The sequence below is a fragment of the Porphyromonas sp. C0026D3 genome (genome assembly GCF_056590775.1).
Window position 1 is genome coordinate 104,822 of the sequence record NZ_JBWPWU010000006.1, and the last position, 16,115, is coordinate 120,936.

General features: G+C 56.4%; 16 protein-coding genes. 15 read left to right on the top strand and 1 reads right to left on the bottom strand.

Annotated elements, in window-relative coordinates; translation table 11 throughout:
* The first annotated feature begins 3 nt into the window (after positions 1–3).
* The 13 genes from queC to folB all read left to right on the top strand — a co-directional run bounded on the left by queC (position 4) and on the right by folB (position 11,771).
* Positions 4–660 (top strand): 7-cyano-7-deazaguanine synthase QueC, encoded by a 657-nt coding sequence (gene queC / locus AC1EK1_RS06260; protein WP_480306161.1) that lies wholly within the window; start codon positions 4–6, stop codon positions 658–660.
* Positions 657–1,076, top strand: coding sequence for a 6-pyruvoyl trahydropterin synthase family protein (locus AC1EK1_RS06265; RefSeq protein WP_480306160.1), 420 nt, complete (start codon positions 657–659; stop codon positions 1,074–1,076). Before queC ends, AC1EK1_RS06265 begins: the two co-directional genes overlap by 4 nt.
* A complete protein-coding gene (locus tag AC1EK1_RS06270; RefSeq protein ID WP_480306159.1) occupies positions 1,073–1,693 on the top strand; it encodes a 7-carboxy-7-deazaguanine synthase QueE in 621 nt (206 codons plus the stop codon). The genes AC1EK1_RS06265 and AC1EK1_RS06270 overlap by 4 nt, the downstream gene beginning before the upstream one ends.
* A gap of 389 nt (positions 1,694–2,082) precedes the next feature.
* Positions 2,083–2,415, top strand: coding sequence for an FtsB family cell division protein (locus AC1EK1_RS06275; protein ID WP_480306158.1), 333 nt, complete (start codon positions 2,083–2,085; stop codon positions 2,413–2,415).
* Between the two features lie 4 nt (positions 2,416–2,419).
* On the top strand, positions 2,420–2,767 hold the full coding sequence (locus AC1EK1_RS06280; RefSeq protein ID WP_480306157.1) for a hypothetical protein: 348 nt from the start codon (positions 2,420–2,422) through the stop codon (positions 2,765–2,767).
* Complete coding sequence (locus AC1EK1_RS06285) at positions 2,764–3,519, top strand: polyprenol monophosphomannose synthase (RefSeq protein WP_480306156.1); 756 nt, start codon at positions 2,764–2,766, stop codon at positions 3,517–3,519. Before AC1EK1_RS06280 ends, AC1EK1_RS06285 begins: the two co-directional genes overlap by 4 nt.
* Complete coding sequence (locus AC1EK1_RS06290; protein WP_480306154.1) at positions 3,516–4,871, top strand: dihydroorotase; 1,356 nt, start codon at positions 3,516–3,518, stop codon at positions 4,869–4,871. Before AC1EK1_RS06285 ends, AC1EK1_RS06290 begins: the two co-directional genes overlap by 4 nt.
* A complete protein-coding gene (locus tag AC1EK1_RS06295) occupies positions 4,868–7,090 on the top strand; it encodes a putative porin (protein WP_480306153.1) in 2,223 nt (740 codons plus the stop codon). Before AC1EK1_RS06290 ends, AC1EK1_RS06295 begins: the two co-directional genes overlap by 4 nt.
* Positions 7,091–7,098: 8 nt before the next feature.
* Positions 7,099–7,899 (top strand): transglycosylase SLT domain-containing protein, encoded by an 801-nt coding sequence (locus tag AC1EK1_RS06300; RefSeq protein WP_480306152.1) that lies wholly within the window; start codon positions 7,099–7,101, stop codon positions 7,897–7,899.
* Positions 7,900–7,985: 86 nt separating this feature from the next.
* Positions 7,986–9,245, top strand: a complete 1,260-nt coding sequence (locus tag AC1EK1_RS06305; RefSeq protein ID WP_480306279.1) for a DEAD/DEAH box helicase — start codon at positions 7,986–7,988, stop codon at positions 9,243–9,245.
* Positions 9,242–10,255, top strand: coding sequence for a DHH family phosphoesterase (locus AC1EK1_RS06310; protein WP_480306151.1), 1,014 nt, complete (start codon positions 9,242–9,244; stop codon positions 10,253–10,255). Before AC1EK1_RS06305 ends, AC1EK1_RS06310 begins: the two co-directional genes overlap by 4 nt.
* Positions 10,256–10,303: 48 nt before the next feature.
* The gene (locus AC1EK1_RS06315) at positions 10,304–11,416 is read left to right on the top strand and encodes a chorismate mutase (protein WP_480306150.1); all 1,113 of its coding nucleotides are present in this window, start codon (positions 10,304–10,306) and stop codon (positions 11,414–11,416) included.
* Entirely contained in the window at positions 11,382–11,771 is a 390-nt protein-coding gene (gene folB, locus AC1EK1_RS06320; RefSeq protein WP_480306149.1) for a dihydroneopterin aldolase, read from the top strand. The genes AC1EK1_RS06315 and folB overlap by 35 nt, the downstream gene beginning before the upstream one ends.
* Before the next feature lie 123 nt (positions 11,772–11,894).
* Here the strand turns inward: folB and AC1EK1_RS06325 are convergent, their stop codons facing one another.
* On the bottom strand, positions 11,895–13,418 hold the full coding sequence (locus AC1EK1_RS06325) for a Do family serine endopeptidase (protein WP_480306148.1): 1,524 nt from the start codon (positions 13,416–13,418) through the stop codon (positions 11,895–11,897).
* 656 nt (positions 13,419–14,074) lie between these two features.
* Here AC1EK1_RS06325 and AC1EK1_RS06330 point away from each other — a divergent pair.
* Complete coding sequence (locus tag AC1EK1_RS06330; RefSeq protein WP_480306147.1) at positions 14,075–15,385, top strand: adenylosuccinate synthase; 1,311 nt, start codon at positions 14,075–14,077, stop codon at positions 15,383–15,385.
* A gap of 43 nt (positions 15,386–15,428) precedes the next feature.
* Entirely contained in the window at positions 15,429–16,115 is a 687-nt protein-coding gene (locus AC1EK1_RS06335; protein WP_480306146.1) for a zinc metallopeptidase, read from the top strand.

Genomic DNA, 16,115 nt, shown 5'->3' on the forward strand with positions numbered 1-16,115 from the left:
ACTATGATAGAACGAGATAAAAACAGAGACAAGATCATCGTCCTCTCCGGTGGTGTGGACAGTGTGACGCTTTTGCACGAATATGCGTCGGAGATCTGCCTGGCACTGACCTTTGACTATGGATCCAATCACGCCAAAAACGAGATAGCCTGTGCCAAGTACCACTGCGAGCTCCTCAAGGTCCCGCATCGGGTCATCCCGATGGGCTTCATCAAGGAGGACTTTCACAGCAGTCTGCTGGAGGGAGCCAATGCTATCCCGACAGAGCCATACGACTCGGACAACATCATGTCCACCGTAGTTCCCTTCCGGAACGGTATCATGCTCGCCATTGCCGCCGGCTATGCAGAGTCTATGGGGGCATCCTCGGTGATGATTGCCAACCACTCTGGGGACCACGCCATCTATCCCGACTGTACAGCCAACTTCATTGATGCTATGGACAAGGCGATCCTAGCCGGCACCTACAACAACGTCCGACTCATCGCACCCTACACCTCCCTGACCAAAACCGAGATTGTGGCCATTGGCAAAAATCTCGGCATCGACTATAGCACCACCTGGAGTTGCTACAAGGGAGGCGACAAGCCCTGTGGCGAGTGTGCCACCTGCCGTGAGCGGGAGGAGGCACTGAGGGCCAATGGACTGCCACTGTCATGATCACGGCTGAGAGGTACCACGACATCTCCTGCGGGCATCGTGTCGTAGGACATGAGAGTAAGTGCAAGCACCTGCATGGGCACAACTACCGCATACACTTCGCCATCGTGGCTGAGGAGCTTGATGGTGTGGGGCGTGTGCTTGACTTCTCAGTCATCAAGGAGACCCTCTGCATGTATCTCGAGCGAGAGTGGGATCACAAGATGTTGATCTGGACGGAGGACCCCCTACTGCCGGCACTCCGTGAGCTGGATCCGGAGGGGATCTGTGTCGTCCCGTTCAACCCCACGGCCGAAAACATGGCCTCCTATCTCCTACACACCGTCGGCCCCAGGCTCTTGGCTCCACACCACTGTAGGCTGCACACCTGCCGGATAGAGGAGACTCGCAAGTGCTCGGCCACAGCCACGCTATGAGGGTCGTCGAGATCTTTACATCCATTCAGGGCGAGGGGGCCAATTGTGGTCTCCTCGTGACATTTGTACGTCTTGCCGGGTGCAATCTTGCCTGCAGCTACTGCGACACCGACTTCCATACCGGTACCGACTACAGTCTCGAGGCACTGACCGAAAGGCTTGTTCGGGAGCGAGGCGAAGGAGGCCCCCGACGCATCATCTGGACCGGTGGCGAGCCCACGTTGCAGCTCACCGAGGAGATCGTGCGTCACTTCTCCGACCTGGGCTACTGGCAGGCTATTGAGACCAATGGTACCCGTACTCCTCCCCGAGGACTGGACTACATCACCGTCTCCCCCAAAGTGAGTGTGGGGACGTTGCTCAAAAACTTCCGAAACATCGCCATCGGTGAGATCCGCTACCCTGTGGGTGCCGAGACCATCGTGCCAAATATCGAGGAGCTGCCACCTGCGGATCACTACATACTCTCGCCGATCTTCCTCCCGGCCGAGGAGGATCGTGGTACCGACCGCAACCTTATCTCCCGTACCAACCTCAGCCACTGCCTTTGCCTAATGCGACAAGACCCTCGCTGGAGACTTTCGGTGCAGTTGCACAAGCTCCTTCAGCTCCCCTAGAGCACCTTGGCGGGGTCGATGGGTCAGCCCTAGGCCCTGTTTCGCATCCGTTTGGGGATTCACCATATGGATCGTTTCCCTCCTATCCGTCTAAGCGATTCCTTCTATCCGTGAAAACTTTCGCTTCTATCCGTGAAACCGATCGCTTCTATCCGTGAAACTCGAGGGTTTTTGTAACTATTTGATTGTCAATGCTCTCGAAAGGAGCTTTTTGATCCCAAAAATTGTCCTTTTTGGGGGACGTTTTGCCCCACTTTTTGGGGGAAATTTTCCCCGATCGATCGGACGGGGTGGGGGATTCTCCGGACAGAGGGATTGGGGAGCGTGCTAACTAAAAAAGTGGTAACTTTGGGGTGTCCTAATTAGCACGATGAGAAGAAGAGCAACTCATGCCTAGACTTGCGAAGCGTATCTGGTCACTCCTTCAGAGACTCTGGCAGAGGTTGAAGGGAGTTCACCCTTTTGTCTTGATGCCGGTGATTTTTTTGATCTACTGGGCGATCCCCCCATTTTCGCGACAGTACAGTCTGTGGAACCAACTCAAGACGCAGTATCAGCTGCGGCAGGTTCGGTCGGAGTACGACAAGCTGACGGAGGAGATCGATCTCTCGCGTCGGCACCTCAAGGAGCTGCAGCTACACCAGGATATGCTGGAGAAGTATGCCCGAGAGAAGTACTTGATGAAAGCTGAGGACGAGGATCTTTTTTTACTAAAGAAATAGTGTGATGCGCTTGCCCCGAGACCCCTATATCCTACTGAGTGCCGGCCTCCTCACGGAGGTGCTGGGTGCTCTGCTCTACCTCCGCACGACCTCCTTTGCAGCCGGGGTGTTGATGGTGGGTGGGCTGCTGATCGCCATAGCCTATCTGGTAGTAAGTGCCTCTACCCGTGAGGGGACGGTACGGCGCAAGCGGTTGGATCGGATGGGGCTGCTGGGTGGCCTTTGCTACCTGGTGGCGGGTGGCTTTGCCCAGGATGGGCAGCGCGGGGTGTGGATCCTCCTTTTTGTGATCGCCACGATACTGACGGTTTACAGTATATTTGTGAAAGACAACATAGAGCGTAAGTCATGACCAAGCAACTGGTAATCATACCGACCTATAACGAGATAGAGAATATCCGTGATATCATACGGGCTGTCCTGAGGCAGCCGGTACCCTTTGACATCCTGGTGGTGGATGACAACTCTCCGGATGGCACGGCCTCGGTGGTGCGTGAGCTGATGGCGGAGCATGAGGGGCGTGTGCACCTCTTGGAGCGTCCCGGCAAGCAAGGGCTGGGGACGGCTTACTTGGCAGGATTTGCCTGGGCACTGGAGCAAGGCTACCACTATATCATAGAGATGGATGCGGACTTTAGCCACAACCCCGATGATCTGCCCCGGCTGTACAAGGCCTGTGCGGAAGAGGGTGCGGATGTCGCTGTGGGGTCGCGGTATGTGAGTGGCGTGAATGTGGTCAACTGGCCCCTGGGTCGTGTACTGATGAGCTACTTTGCCTCCGTGTATGTCCGTATGGTGACCGGTATGGCTGTGCGTGATGCGACAGCGGGTTTTGTCTGCTACCGTGCCGAGGTCCTCTATACGATGGAGCTGGACAAGGTCCACTTCAAGGGGTATGCCTTCCAGATCGAGATGAAGTACACAGCGACGCTGTGTGGATTTGTGGTCCGTGAGGTACCTATCATTTTTGTCAACCGCAAGCGGGGAACGAGCAAGATGAGTTCGTCCATCTTTGGCGAAGCCTTTTTGGGCGTGCTCAAGTTGCGCTGGTGGGGCTGGACCCGTCGTTATCCGCAAAAAGGCGATAGGAGGCTGGAGGCATGAAGAGTACACTGCTCCACAATATCCGGATCGTCAACGAAGGCAAGACGTATCCCGGTTCGCTCCTGATAGAGGGCGATCGTATCGCCAAAGTCCTCGCACCCGATGAGGAGGTGCGTGCCGATCGCACAGTGGATGGTCGGGGTCGGCTCTGCCTGCCCGGTGTGATCGATGACCAAGTACACTTCCGCGACCCCGGGCTGACGCACAAGGGGGATATAGCGAGCGAAAGCAGTGCCGCACTTCTGGGTGGGGTCACCTCCTGGATGGAGATGCCCAATACGATGCCACAGACCACCACCCCCGAGGCTTGGGCGGCCAAGATGGCGCATGCGGCAGAGGTGGCGCGGGGCAACTATGCCTTTTACTTTGGTGCCACAAATGACAACGCGGATCTCCTACGGGATATCGACACAGCTCATACCCCGGGGGTGAAGGTCTTCATGGGGGCAAGTACGGGCAATATGCTGGTGGATCGTGAGGAGTCTCTGCGTAGGATCTTTTCGGAGAGTCCTATATTGATCGCTGTGCATAGTGAGCGTGAGGAGATTATCCGGGCCAACAAAGCCAAGTACTGCGAGCGGTACGGCGAGGACCCGCCAGTGGAGTGTCACCCACTGATCCGCAGCCGTGAGGCCTGCTACGAGAGTACGGTGCGTGCCATCGCCTTGGCCAAGGAGACCGGAGCCAAGCTACATGTACTGCACCTCTCCACGGCTGATGAGGTGCCACTCTTTGGGGGGCAGAGTGCCGACCTGAGGCAAAAGCAGATCACGGCAGAGGTGTGTGTCCACCACTTGTGGTTCGATGAGACAGCCTATGCGCGACTGGGGACAAAAGTGAAGTGGAATCCCGCCATCAAGACAGCAGCTGATCGCGAGGCGCTTCGGCAGGGTCTTTTGGACGGTACACTGGATATCATAGCTACCGACCACGCCCCTCACCTGCTCTCCGAGAAGCAGGGTGGTGCGCTGGGTGCTGCGAGTGGAGGACCATTGGCGCAGTTTTCGCTCGTGATGATGCTGGAGCTCTGCCGTGAGGGGGTCTTCACACCGGAGCAGGTAGTGGGCTGGATGTGCCACCGTCCGTCCGACCTCTTTGGCGTACAGCGGCGAGGCTACATCCGAGAGGGGTACTATGCCGACCTGGTGCTAGTGGACGACCGGTGCGAGTGGCAGGTGGAGCGGGAGATCATCCGCAGCAAGTGTGGATGGAGTCCGCTGGAGGGTGAGCGCTTTCACCATCGAGTGACGGATGTATTCGTCAACGGTGAGCAGGTGGTGCAGGATGGAGTTGCGGACGAGTCGCTGGCTGTGACTGCGGCCCGTGCTCTGGAGTTTCGGCACAAGGCATGAAGCAATACCTCTGCCTCCTGATCGCACTCCTGGTGTGGCTCCCGACCGAGAGCCGGGCGCAGGGCTTGGACATGGATCGACAGCTACATGAGCGTCGGACCACCAAGAAAAAGTACGAAGACACGGATGCAGACAGGCACAATGGTGCCCTAAAGGCGTGGTACCTGACCCCTCGGACAGGCGACAGTATGCCGGCCTATATTGATACGATGAGGCTCAACTCCTATCACCGTAGCTACCTCGAGGGCCTTGCCACAGCCGAACTCTATCGGGGGATCCGCCCCGGACCATATCTGAGCCTAGACTACTTTGATCGGCCGGTGGACTTTTGGAATGAGTTTTTTTTCACCAAGCCCTACAGTCACTTGATCAACACCGACTCAAAGGTCCGCTACTTTGACTCCAAGGTGCCGTACTCCTATCTCCGGTATCTGACCAGTGGCTCCGGTGATGATCAGGAGCAGAGCTTGGGAGCGTTGCTGACCTCCAACCTGGGGCCGAATGTCAATATCGGCCTAGAGATCGACCTAGACCATGCCGAGGGGATCTACAACTGGAGTGCCGCAAAAAATATCACCTACCGCGTCTTTGCCTCCTATACCAAAAACCGCTACGAGATCATGGCCTCCGTAGGCAATACCAACGTGGTCAATCAAGAGAATGGCGGTATCACGGATATGCGGTATGTGACGAATCCGGATGACTTTCAGGAGGGACGACGGGCACTTTTACCCAAAGACATACCAACCAAGTATCGAAACATGTGGAACCGCATCATCTACGGTGAGGGACGGCTCCACCACCGGTACCGATTTGGTTTTTACGAAGAGCTGGATGAGGAGGGAAATGTGGTGGAGAAGCAAGCTCCGGAACCTCTGCCTACCGCTCCGGAGAGTGCGTCCACAGACAGCCTGCCCCCCGTGGCACCGGCCGACAGTATAGCCCCGCCGCCACTCCTCCGCCGCACGACGCAGCCCATGAACCAAAACATGCGAGCCGGAAAGGGCGATGAGGCACCGGATCAGGAAGAAGAGGAGGAGGAACCACGGCGTAGGTTTGTCCCAGTCACGAGTATCTTTCACGACTTCTCGTACCAAAAGGGAGAGCGATTCTTTGTCTCCCAAGACCCCAATCTGCTGAAGGAGTATCCCACCCCGATCCTGCCACGGCTCGAGGGACAGCGGTACTATCCGTACGACTACTTCTCCACTCTCACGATCTCCAACGCACTGGGTGTGGAACTGATGGAGGGCTTTCACAAGTGGGCAAAGATGGGGCTTGCGGCTTTTGTCGCACTGGACTACGAGCAGTCTCGCCAACCACTCATCTCGAGAGAGGATGCCAAGCGTCTCCGGCTGGACTACCAGGAGCTGGGCTCAAAGTCACACACCATATATGTGGGCGGTCGGATGAGCAGCAGTTCATTCAAGCACCTCAACTACTACGTATGGGGGCAAGTAGGCCTTGAGGGATGGCAAGCAGGCGAAATCGATGTCAATGGCTATGTGGAGACGAACTGGCAACTCTGGGGCAAGCCGATGGTCCTGAGGGGCGAAGGTGTCTTTCGGAACAGCATACCTCCTTTTGTGCTACGGCACTTCAAGTCCACCCTGCACGAGTGGAACTACAGCCCGGTACCTGTACAGACTCTCCGCCTGGGAGGTACCCTGGATCTGCCGGTCACAGGGTCGACCCTGCGTGCCAATATGGAGATGATCCAAAACCCCATACGAGTGATCGCCAATGGACAACCCCTCCAAAAGAAGGCCAATGTACGCATCGTGTCGGTCGGACTGCGCCAGCACCTTGAGTGGAAAGCCCTCAACCTGGATGGTGACCTACTCTGGCAAAACTCTAGCGACCATGAGGTGGTGGCACTGCCTATGCTCTCCGCCTATGCCAACCTCTATGCCAAGCTCATGGTGGCGGATGTGCTGACACTCCAACTGGGCGTCGACGCCAAGTGGCACACCAAGTACCATGCGCCCTACTACGAACCTACGACACAGCTCTTTCGGCCACAGACAAAGGTGCTGATCGGAGGGCAGGCTCCTCTACTCACCGCATACGCCAACGCACACCTCAAGCGTACACGATTCTTTGCGAAGTACTACAATGTCGGCTCACTGTTCCTAAAACCGGCCAACTTCACAATGCCCTACTATCCATCCTACCCGGCACTCCTGCAGCTAGGTGTAGTGGTGGACTTGCGTAACTAGCTCCGGATATGACGACAAAACAAACCATCTGGCCCGGAATTTTGCGTAGGGGGTTGTTCATCTTCCTCTTTTGCAGTCTCCTCTGGCTTATCGGACGCCATCGTGGATCCTCCGAGTCGACGACCGAGTCGGCCGGACTGAGGGTCGCAACGGACTATACCCCCGACAACTTTGTCATCGGAGACTCCGGCGCATTTGGTGGCCGCCAAGTAGAGTTGGCGACTCTGCTCCTGCCGGACACGACGCTTCTCTGGTCTTTGGTCAAGGATCGAAGCGAGGCGTTGCAAGGATTACGGGATGGGACAATCGACCTCTATGCCACCTCCATTCCCCTATCTACCGGAGAGTCGTCCGACTCCGGTCGAGCCACTTTGCCCCTCTATTCATCGACATACGTCCTGTTTTGCGCTGATGGGACCAATTGGGCCCGAGACTTCACCGGGAACAAAAAAGTGCCGATCTATCTCTCCCAAGGGGATAGAGCGGCGCAGATTGTAGCACAAAACATCCGCGACCTCGCCTATCCTGAGGTTTGCCCCACTTTGTTACCCGACACGCCTATGCGACTCGCCACTCGTGTGGCCCACAAAGGGCTCAAGTACGTGGTCATAGACCGTACTCTGGCTGAGGCAGTGCACCAAGCAAGCCCGTCCACACAGGTCGTGCCGGACCTGTTTTTTGAGACCAAGCAAGTATGGCTTGTCTCATCACACAACCCCCACCTTTTGGACACCCTCAATCTCCGTATTGCGAGGCTACAAGGGACTCCGGAGTGGCAATACATCATTGATAAAACAGCAAAACATTGAATACAACCAACAACGACACCCCACAGCAAGACCTCACGTTTTGGGATTTTGGACTTCATCCGCTCGTGGAAGACGGGCTCGAGGCGATGAACTTTGACAAGCCATCCCCCGTCCAAGCAGCTGCCATTCCGCTCATCCTAGAGGGAAAAGATGTCATAGCCTGTGCGCAGACAGGCACTGGCAAGACCGCTGCCTATCTCTTGCCCATTCTTAGCGAACTCGCCACAGGTGAGTACCCCGAAGACTACATCAACGCACTCATCATGGCTCCCACACGGGAGCTAGCACAGCAGATCGACCAGCAGATCGATGCCTTCTCCTACTTTGTCGGTGCAAGTGCCGTGCCCATATACGGTGGCACAGGTGGGGTCGAGTGGGAAGCTCAGAAGCGCGCGCTCAAGCTCGGGGCAGATATCATTGTGGCCACTCCGGGTCGGCTGATCGCTCACATGAACATGAGCTCTGTCGATCTGTCACGCACTTCCTTTTTTGTACTCGACGAGGCCGACCGCATGCTGGATATGGGCTTTCATGAGGACATACTTGAGATCTACAAGTATCTCCCAAAGGATGTCCAGGTGATCATGTTTTCAGCCACCATGCCCCCCAAGATTCGGACCCTGGCCAAGGAGATTGCACACCGGCCTACCGAGGTCAATATCGCGATCTCTCGTCCACCTGAGTCCATCCTACAGCAGTCCATTCGGTGCCAAAACGAGGATAAGATGCCGCTACTCACTCGGATCCTCATCGACGAAAAGCCCGACAAGTGTATTGTCTTTTTTGCCTCAAAAGAGCGTGTCAAGCAGGCTTGCCGCGATCTGAAATCACAGGGGCTCAAGGTCCGGGAGATGCACTCCGACCTCGGCCAGGATAGTAGAGACGAGGTCATGCATGCCTTCAAAAATGGGCATACCAATATCATCGTCGCCACAGATATCCTCTCACGCGGTATTGATGTGGACGACATAGACATGGTGGTCAACTTCGACGTCCCATCCGATCCGGAGGACTATGTTCACCGTATCGGCCGTACTGCCCGTGGCAAAAACCTGCACGGGTCGGCACTGACTTTTGTCAGCCCGAGAGACAACCTGAGGTTCGACACCATCGAGCACTTCTTGGGCTACAAAGTTCAGCCCCATCCCCTCCAGCCGGCGAATAGCACTCCCGACACCGCAGAGCGCACTCAAGCGAGGCCAAAACGCAACCCACGTCGCACCCCCTCTCGCACCAAGAGACAAGGGGAGAACAAGACAGAGAGCACGGACAAAAACAGAAGCTCCAAAAACAACAAAAGCCGGCGAAACAGACGGCCAAAAAGCACCAACCCGACATCCAAATGAAGCCAACCTTTCCGGTCGAGACACTAGAGACCATCCAAAACCTCCTCAGCAAGCCCAAGCAGATCGTCCTCCTCGGGCATACCTCCCCCGATGGCGATGCACTGGGTAGCACTTTGGCCTTTTCGGCCCTCCTGCGCCAATTGGGACACGACACACAGGTCCTCTATCCGACCGCCTATCCGGCGAGCTTTGGGATCATGACCGGCATCCGGGAGAGCATCATCTCCCGAGACACCCCCGACGGTGCCACGCAGGCCATCTCCTCTGCAGACCTCGTGATCTGTATGGACTTCAACGACTCCAAGCGTCTGGGAGACCTCGAGCCAGCCATACTGGACAGCACCGCCCCAAAGATCCTCATCGACCATCACCTGCACCCCACCGGTTTTGCCGATCTCACCATCTCATACCCCGAGATCAGTAGCACATGTCTACTCCTCTACCACCTCATCGAGGCTCTTGGTCTCAAGGGTAGCCTGACCAAAGAGGCGGCAGAGTGCATCTACATAGGTATGATGACCGACACCGGCAACTTTAGCTACAACTCCGAGGACCCACAGATCTACACCACCATATCGGCCCTCCTCGAGCTAGGCATCCACAAAGACGAGATCAGCGACCGGATCACCCGCAGCTACAGTGTGGACAAGATCCGTCTCAACGCACACCTCCTCGACAACAACCTCACCATCCTGCCCGAGTACAAGACTGCCATCATCACCATGAGCATGGCGGAGAAAAATAGGTTTGGCTACCAAGTCGGTGACACCGAGGGGTTGGTCAACGAGCCTTTGGCCGCCAAGGAGATAGAGTTCTCCATATTCCTGCACGAGATGAGCAAGTACACCAAGATCTCGTTGCGCTCCAAAGGAGACTTCCCCGTCAATGAGTTTGCTCAAAAGTTCTTCAACGGCGGAGGACACAAAAACGCCAGTGGAGCCGAGTACTACGACACCCTCTCCGGTACACTTAGGACCATCAAAGAGGCCGTCAAGCTCATGCACCCCTAGTCCATTCAGAGCACCACTCGACCGAGGTGTCACGCAAATCAAAACCTCATGAATACCACTCTGCAGGACCACAATCCGGACCGACTACTGCACCCCCTTTTCCCCAACGACCCGGAGCGTGCACATCGCCCCCTGATCATAGCGGGGCCGTGCAGTGCCGAGAGCCCGGAGCAGATGGAGCAAGTCGCCTCCCGGCTCAGTCGCCTCGGTGTGCACCACTTCAGAGCAGGGGTTTGGAAGCCCCGCAGCAAGCCGGGTGACTTTGAGGGGGTAGGCGAGCCGGCACTGGAGTGGCTACGAGAGATCCAAAGGCGATACCACCTCTTTGTGGGAACCGAGGTCGGTACCCCCGACCACGCAAGGCTGGCACTCAAGTACGGGCTGGACTTTGTCTGGATTGGTGCCCGCACCACCACCTCTCCCTTTGCCATTAGCGAGATTGCAAAAGCACTCGCCGGTCACGACATAGCCATCTTAGTCAAAAACCCCTTAGCACCCGATTCCACCCTTTGGCTCGGGGCCATTCTTCGCTTCTTGGACCAGGGACTGACTCGTCTGGCCGCCATACATAGGGGCTTTGGTGTCGGGGCCAATGCCCTCCTGCGCAATCTGCCACTCTGGTCGGAGGCCCAAAAACTACGCGACCAACTCCCCTCTCTGCCACTCCTATGCGACCCCAGTCATATCGCCGGTCACAGAGACTTGGTCCCTGTGATTGCGCACGAAGCACTGGGCCGAGCCTATGACGGTCTGGTCATCGAGGTCCATCCCGACCCCCCTCATGCACTCAGCGATGCCACACAGCAACTCACTCCGGAGCAGATGGCAGAGCTTCTCCGTACCGACCCCTCTACCACGTCCGATCCGCAGCAGGGGGAGCTACTCCACCTCCGGCACGCAATAGACAATGTCGATGAGGAGATCATACGGCTCCTCTCCGAGCGCAACCGTGTTGTCGGAGAGATGGCTCTCTACAAGGAGCGCCACCATCTCCCCTACCACCAGCCCGAGCGAGAGGCCACACTCTACCTATCCCGTGCCGAGATGGCGCGCCTCTATGGCGTGTCACCGGAGTTGGTGCGAGAGCTCTACCACCTCATTCACGACCATTCGATCCGACTGCAGCATGACGACCCGACCACTCCACCTGACCGAGAGTAGCATCACTCTGGAGGCATTGCCCTTCTTTTCACACCACGGTGTATTGCCACACGAGCGACGAGACGGAGCTCACTACCTCCTTACCCTCACCCTATACTTCCCGGCCGACTGTGCCATGCAGAGCGACAGCGTGGACGACACGATCAGCTATGCCGAGGTCTATCGGGTCTTGTCCGAGGAGATGAGCCAACCCTCCGCACTGCTCGAGCATGTCGTCTATCGGATCCTCAAGCGACTTGGTGGAGAGTTTGGGCTACTCACGAGAGCCACTTGCAGCCTCACCAAACTCCACCCACCGATACCCCGATTTGATGGCACCGGTGCCACCTTCAGTGCGACAGTGACCTACGAGTGACCCTTCTCCCAAGAAAAAGAAAAAAGAGGAGCCGTCTCCACCACAGTAGTGGAGACGGCTCCTCTTGCTTTGGACACAGCCCTCACCCAAGAGTCCATCGGACTCCGGTGGGGACTGATGATTCTATCTGAGGTCTACAGCCGTATAGACGATCTCACCATTGGCACGCATACCTTTGATGAAAAGGACCTTGTCCGGAGAGTTTTTGATCACCTCGTCGATGATCCGATTGACCTCCTCAGCTGTGGCCACCGGCACATTGTTGATCGCCAGGATCACAAAACCCTTGCGGATACCTGCGGACCTAAACTTGCCCTCACTCACACCGGCAACACGTACGCCATAGCTGATGCCTATACGCGCACGCTCCTCCTTGGTCAGTGGCACAAAAGCGGCCCCGATCGATCCCGATGAGATCTTCTCCACGACACCGGTCGTACCCTCCTGGTTCTTCAGGACGACGTCAAAGGATAGCTCCTTGCCCCCACGGTGTACGCTCAGTCGCACCTTGTCGCCCGGTGCATGCTTGGCGATCTGCTCCTGCACTTGCGCCATACTCCGGACGGTCACACCATTGACCCCGGTGATCACATCGCCCTCCTTCAGGCCGGCTTGCTTGGCGGCACTCAGGTCCGAAAACTCCACCACTACAGCACCTTCGTTGACCTTCAGGTCGTATTTCTCACGCATCTGTGGGGTCACATTCGTCCCCACGACACCAAGTACCGCACGCTGTACAGTGCCGTACTTCTTGATATCGGCCACCACCTTGCCGGCAATGCTCACCGGCACCGCAAAGGAGTAGCCCGCATAGCTACCGGTCTGAGAGTAGATCATGGTGTTGATCCCCACCAGCTCCCCACGGGTATTGACCAAGGCACCACCCGAGTTGCCACTGTTTACGGCCGCATCCGTCTGGATGAATGAGGCAATCTTTAGATCCCCATCAGTCGCCGTACTGCGCCCCTTGGCAGACACTATGCCGGCCGTGACTGTAGACGAGAGGTTGAACGGATTACCCACCGCCAATACCCACTCACCCACCTGTAGCGCGTCACTGTCTCCGAAAGGAATAGGCTTGAGCCCGCTGGCGTTGATCTTGATGAGTGCAATGTCGGTCATTGGGTCGGTGCCAATGACCGTCGCCTCGTACTCCTCATTGTCATTCGTCGTCACATAGAGCTTGTCGGTGTCCGCTATCACGTGGTTGTTGGTGATGATGTACCCATCGGTGCTGATGATCACCCCCGAGCCTATACCAATAGCCTTGGGCTGCTCCATCGGCTGCCCATTTCCCTGCCCCTGAGGCATAGAGGGATGGCCAAAAAAGAACTCAAACGGATCAAAAAAACGAGGCTGACGTGCCTGCATCATCTTCTCCGAGCGGATGTGCACTACACCATCGATGGCGGCCGCCGCTGCTTTCACGAAACTCTCCGGCGCGCTACCCTGCAAGTACATTGCATTGGTGGCACGAGCCGGCTGGTTGAAAACCTGTGCCGCATTGGCCATATCCTCACTCAGCTCCGAAGGCGTGAGCGAACCTCTATTCTGCAGATGGCTGTACAGCCCAACTGCTCCAAATGCACTGCCCAGCGAACATGCAATCACTAGGGCAACTGTTAGGATTACTTTCTTTTTCGTCATATCACTTTTCGTTGTTTCTATTCGACAAACAAACTTGCCGGACCAAAAAATAGGGGTCACCTCCGACCCACCGGCTTCTCTGCAAATAAACAGAAACTCCCCGACTATAAAAAACAAATGCGCCACAATTTTAACATTTCGACTACCCCGATCCGATCTTTACCCTGTGGGTTAGTAATGATTAACGGCACGGGGCTATTTTTAGCGATTGGGAAGAGGGCATAGCATGATCTACGGTCACCGGCCGGAGCTTTTTTGGGGGGGAGCAAGTCCGCTAAAAGACACCCCGATGGGCGAAAAAAGGCGATTTTGGGGGGCAAGAAAGTGATTTTTGGGAGCGTTGATAGTCAGATGGTTACAAGGGACCTCGAGTTTCACGGATAGAAGCAAAAGTTTTCACGGACAGAAGCGAATCTTTTCACGGATAGAAGCAATCGCTTGGACGGATAGAAGAAAAACGGTGCCACGGGTCGGAGCAAAACGTGCGATCGTCTGGCCGTGCCCCTCAAGAAGGGTTGTACGGAGGGGAGATGTGGGGCCAAAAGATTTTCAAAGGTTGCCAAAAGTGGTATATTTGTGGAAGGGTAGGGGGATGCCGTTTGGGCGTGACCTTCCGGCACTACGAAACAGAGGTAAAATTTTTTTAGGATACAGATATGAACGATAAGCGAGTAGACGTACTCCTCGGGCTCCAGTGGGGCGATGAGGGCAAAGGTAAAGTGGTGGATGTCTTGACCCCCCACTACGATATGGTGGCACGCTTTCAGGGTGGTCCAAATGCCGGGCACACACTGGAGTTTGACGGCAAAAAGTTTGTCCTGCGCTCTATCCCGTCCGGGATATTCCAGGGAGGCAAGACGAACCTGATCGGCAATGGCGTGGTGCTGGATCCTGTCCTCTTTCGTCAGGAGGCAGAGGAGCTGATGACCTCCGGGATCGACATACGCGCACAGCTGGTGATCTCCAAGAAGGCACACCTCATCCTCCCGACTCTGCGTCTGCTCGATGCGGCCAACGAGGCGAGCAAGGGGGCATCCAAGATAGGAACGACAGGCAAGGGTATTGGCCCGACCTATACCGACAAGGTTAGTCGCAATGGCTTGCGCGTAGGGGATATCCTGCATGCCGACTTTTTGGATCGCTTTGAGCAAGCCAAGCAACGCCATGCCCGGATGCTCACCTCCCTGACCGGAGAGGCAGATCCGCTGAGTGGCGAGAAGTATCGCACTCTGGAGGCGGACTTTTTGTCCGCTGTGGAGTACCTGCGTGGCTACCGTATCGTGGACAGCGAATATCTGGTGAATGATGCTCTTGACGCCGGTCACAGTCTGCTCGCAGAGGGTGCGCAGGGGACGTTGCTGGATGTGGACTTTGGGTCTTATCCTTTTGTCACCTCCTCCAATACGGTGTCGGCCGGGTGCTGTATCGGCTTGGGCGTGGCGCCCAACCGTATTGGGCGGGTCTTTGGGATCTTCAAGGCCTACTGCACCCGCGTGGGGGCAGGCCCATTCCCGACTGAGCTGGATGATGAGTATGGCCATGCGATGGCGGAGCGGGGACATGAGTTTGGCGCAGTGACCGGTCGCAAGCGCCGCTGTGGCTGGATCGACTTGGTGGCTCTCAAGTACTCCACGATGCTGAACGGTGTCACGGATCTGATCATGATGAAGAGTGATGTGCTGGATACGTTTGATGAGATCAAGGCGTGTGTGGCCTATGAGATCAATGGCGAGCGGACGGAGCACTTCCCCTTTGAGGTGGACTCGAGTATCACCCCCGAGTACCGCACCTTTGAGGGGTGGAAGGTCGACCTGACCGGCAAGAAGTCGGAGGCAGAGCTGCCGGAGACTTTTATGCGCTATGTCCGCTTCGTAGAGGAGTATCTGGGTATCCCGATCACCATCCTCTCCATCGGACCGGATCGTGAGCAGACTATATTTAGAGCGGGTTTTGAACAACTGCCCTGAACTTTGGCCCGTTTTTCCCTCCCCGAATGAATAATATCGAGAGATGAATACAGGACTTTTTTGGGTACTCACCCTATTTGTGATGATCGGTGGTGCCGCCGCTCAGATGCTACTCCAATCAAGATTTAGGCGGTACGGTGCTGTGCGACTGTCCAGTGGACTCACCGGCCGTGAGGTGGCAGAGAAGATGCTACGTGACGCCGGGATCAACAATGTCCAAGTACTCTCGACGACCGGCCGACTGACCGACCACTACAACCCCGCCAACAAGACAATCCGCCTCAGTGAGGTGGTCTACGACAGTAATTCTGTGGCGGCTGCGGCAGTGGCGGCCCACGAGACCGGCCATGCGATCCAGGATGCACTGGGATACGCGCCGCTCCGGCTGAGGAGTACGATGGTGCCGGTGGTGAGCTTTGCCGGGAGTCTGGTGCAGTGGGTCCTCTTGGCGGGGATCTTGCTGATAAGAGTCTTTCCCGGACTATTGTTGCTTGGAATCGTACTTTTTGGCGTGACGACGCTCTTTAGTCTCATCACCTTGCCGGTGGAGATCGATGCATCGAGACGGGCACTGGAGTGGCTGAGGACAAGTGGGGTGACCTCTTCCCAACAACAACCCATGGCGACCTCCGCACTCAAGGCGGCGGCCTATACATACGTCGTGGCCGCACTGGGCTCACTGGTGACCCTCCTCTACTATCTCTCTATCTACACCAACAATCGGAGATGA

What these genes read in the sequence shown, in the direction of transcription:
- queC (WP_480306161.1), top strand. Translation starts at nt 4, where the DNA reads ATGATAGAACGAGATAAAAACAGAGACAAGATCATCGTCCTCTCCGGT.
- AC1EK1_RS06265 (WP_480306160.1), top strand. Translation starts at nt 657, where the DNA reads ATGATCACGGCTGAGAGGTACCACGACATCTCCTGCGGGCATCGTGTC.
- AC1EK1_RS06270 (WP_480306159.1), top strand. Translation starts at nt 1,073, where the DNA reads ATGAGGGTCGTCGAGATCTTTACATCCATTCAGGGCGAGGGGGCCAAT.
- AC1EK1_RS06275 (WP_480306158.1), top strand. Translation starts at nt 2,083, where the DNA reads ATGCCTAGACTTGCGAAGCGTATCTGGTCACTCCTTCAGAGACTCTGG.
- AC1EK1_RS06280 (WP_480306157.1), top strand. Translation starts at nt 2,420, where the DNA reads ATGCGCTTGCCCCGAGACCCCTATATCCTACTGAGTGCCGGCCTCCTC.
- AC1EK1_RS06285 (WP_480306156.1), top strand. Translation starts at nt 2,764, where the DNA reads ATGACCAAGCAACTGGTAATCATACCGACCTATAACGAGATAGAGAAT.
- AC1EK1_RS06290 (WP_480306154.1), top strand. Translation starts at nt 3,516, where the DNA reads ATGAAGAGTACACTGCTCCACAATATCCGGATCGTCAACGAAGGCAAG.
- AC1EK1_RS06295 (WP_480306153.1), top strand. Translation starts at nt 4,868, where the DNA reads ATGAAGCAATACCTCTGCCTCCTGATCGCACTCCTGGTGTGGCTCCCG.
- AC1EK1_RS06300 (WP_480306152.1), top strand. Translation starts at nt 7,099, where the DNA reads ATGACGACAAAACAAACCATCTGGCCCGGAATTTTGCGTAGGGGGTTG.
- AC1EK1_RS06305 (WP_480306279.1), top strand. Translation starts at nt 7,986, where the DNA reads ATGAACTTTGACAAGCCATCCCCCGTCCAAGCAGCTGCCATTCCGCTC.
- AC1EK1_RS06310 (WP_480306151.1), top strand. Translation starts at nt 9,242, where the DNA reads ATGAAGCCAACCTTTCCGGTCGAGACACTAGAGACCATCCAAAACCTC.
- AC1EK1_RS06315 (WP_480306150.1), top strand. Translation starts at nt 10,304, where the DNA reads ATGAATACCACTCTGCAGGACCACAATCCGGACCGACTACTGCACCCC.
- folB (WP_480306149.1), top strand. Translation starts at nt 11,382, where the DNA reads ATGACGACCCGACCACTCCACCTGACCGAGAGTAGCATCACTCTGGAG.
- AC1EK1_RS06325 (WP_480306148.1), bottom strand. Translation starts at nt 13,418, where the DNA reads ATGACGAAAAAGAAAGTAATCCTAACAGTTGCCCTAGTGATTGCATGT.
- AC1EK1_RS06330 (WP_480306147.1), top strand. Translation starts at nt 14,075, where the DNA reads ATGAACGATAAGCGAGTAGACGTACTCCTCGGGCTCCAGTGGGGCGAT.
- AC1EK1_RS06335 (WP_480306146.1), top strand. Translation starts at nt 15,429, where the DNA reads ATGAATACAGGACTTTTTTGGGTACTCACCCTATTTGTGATGATCGGT.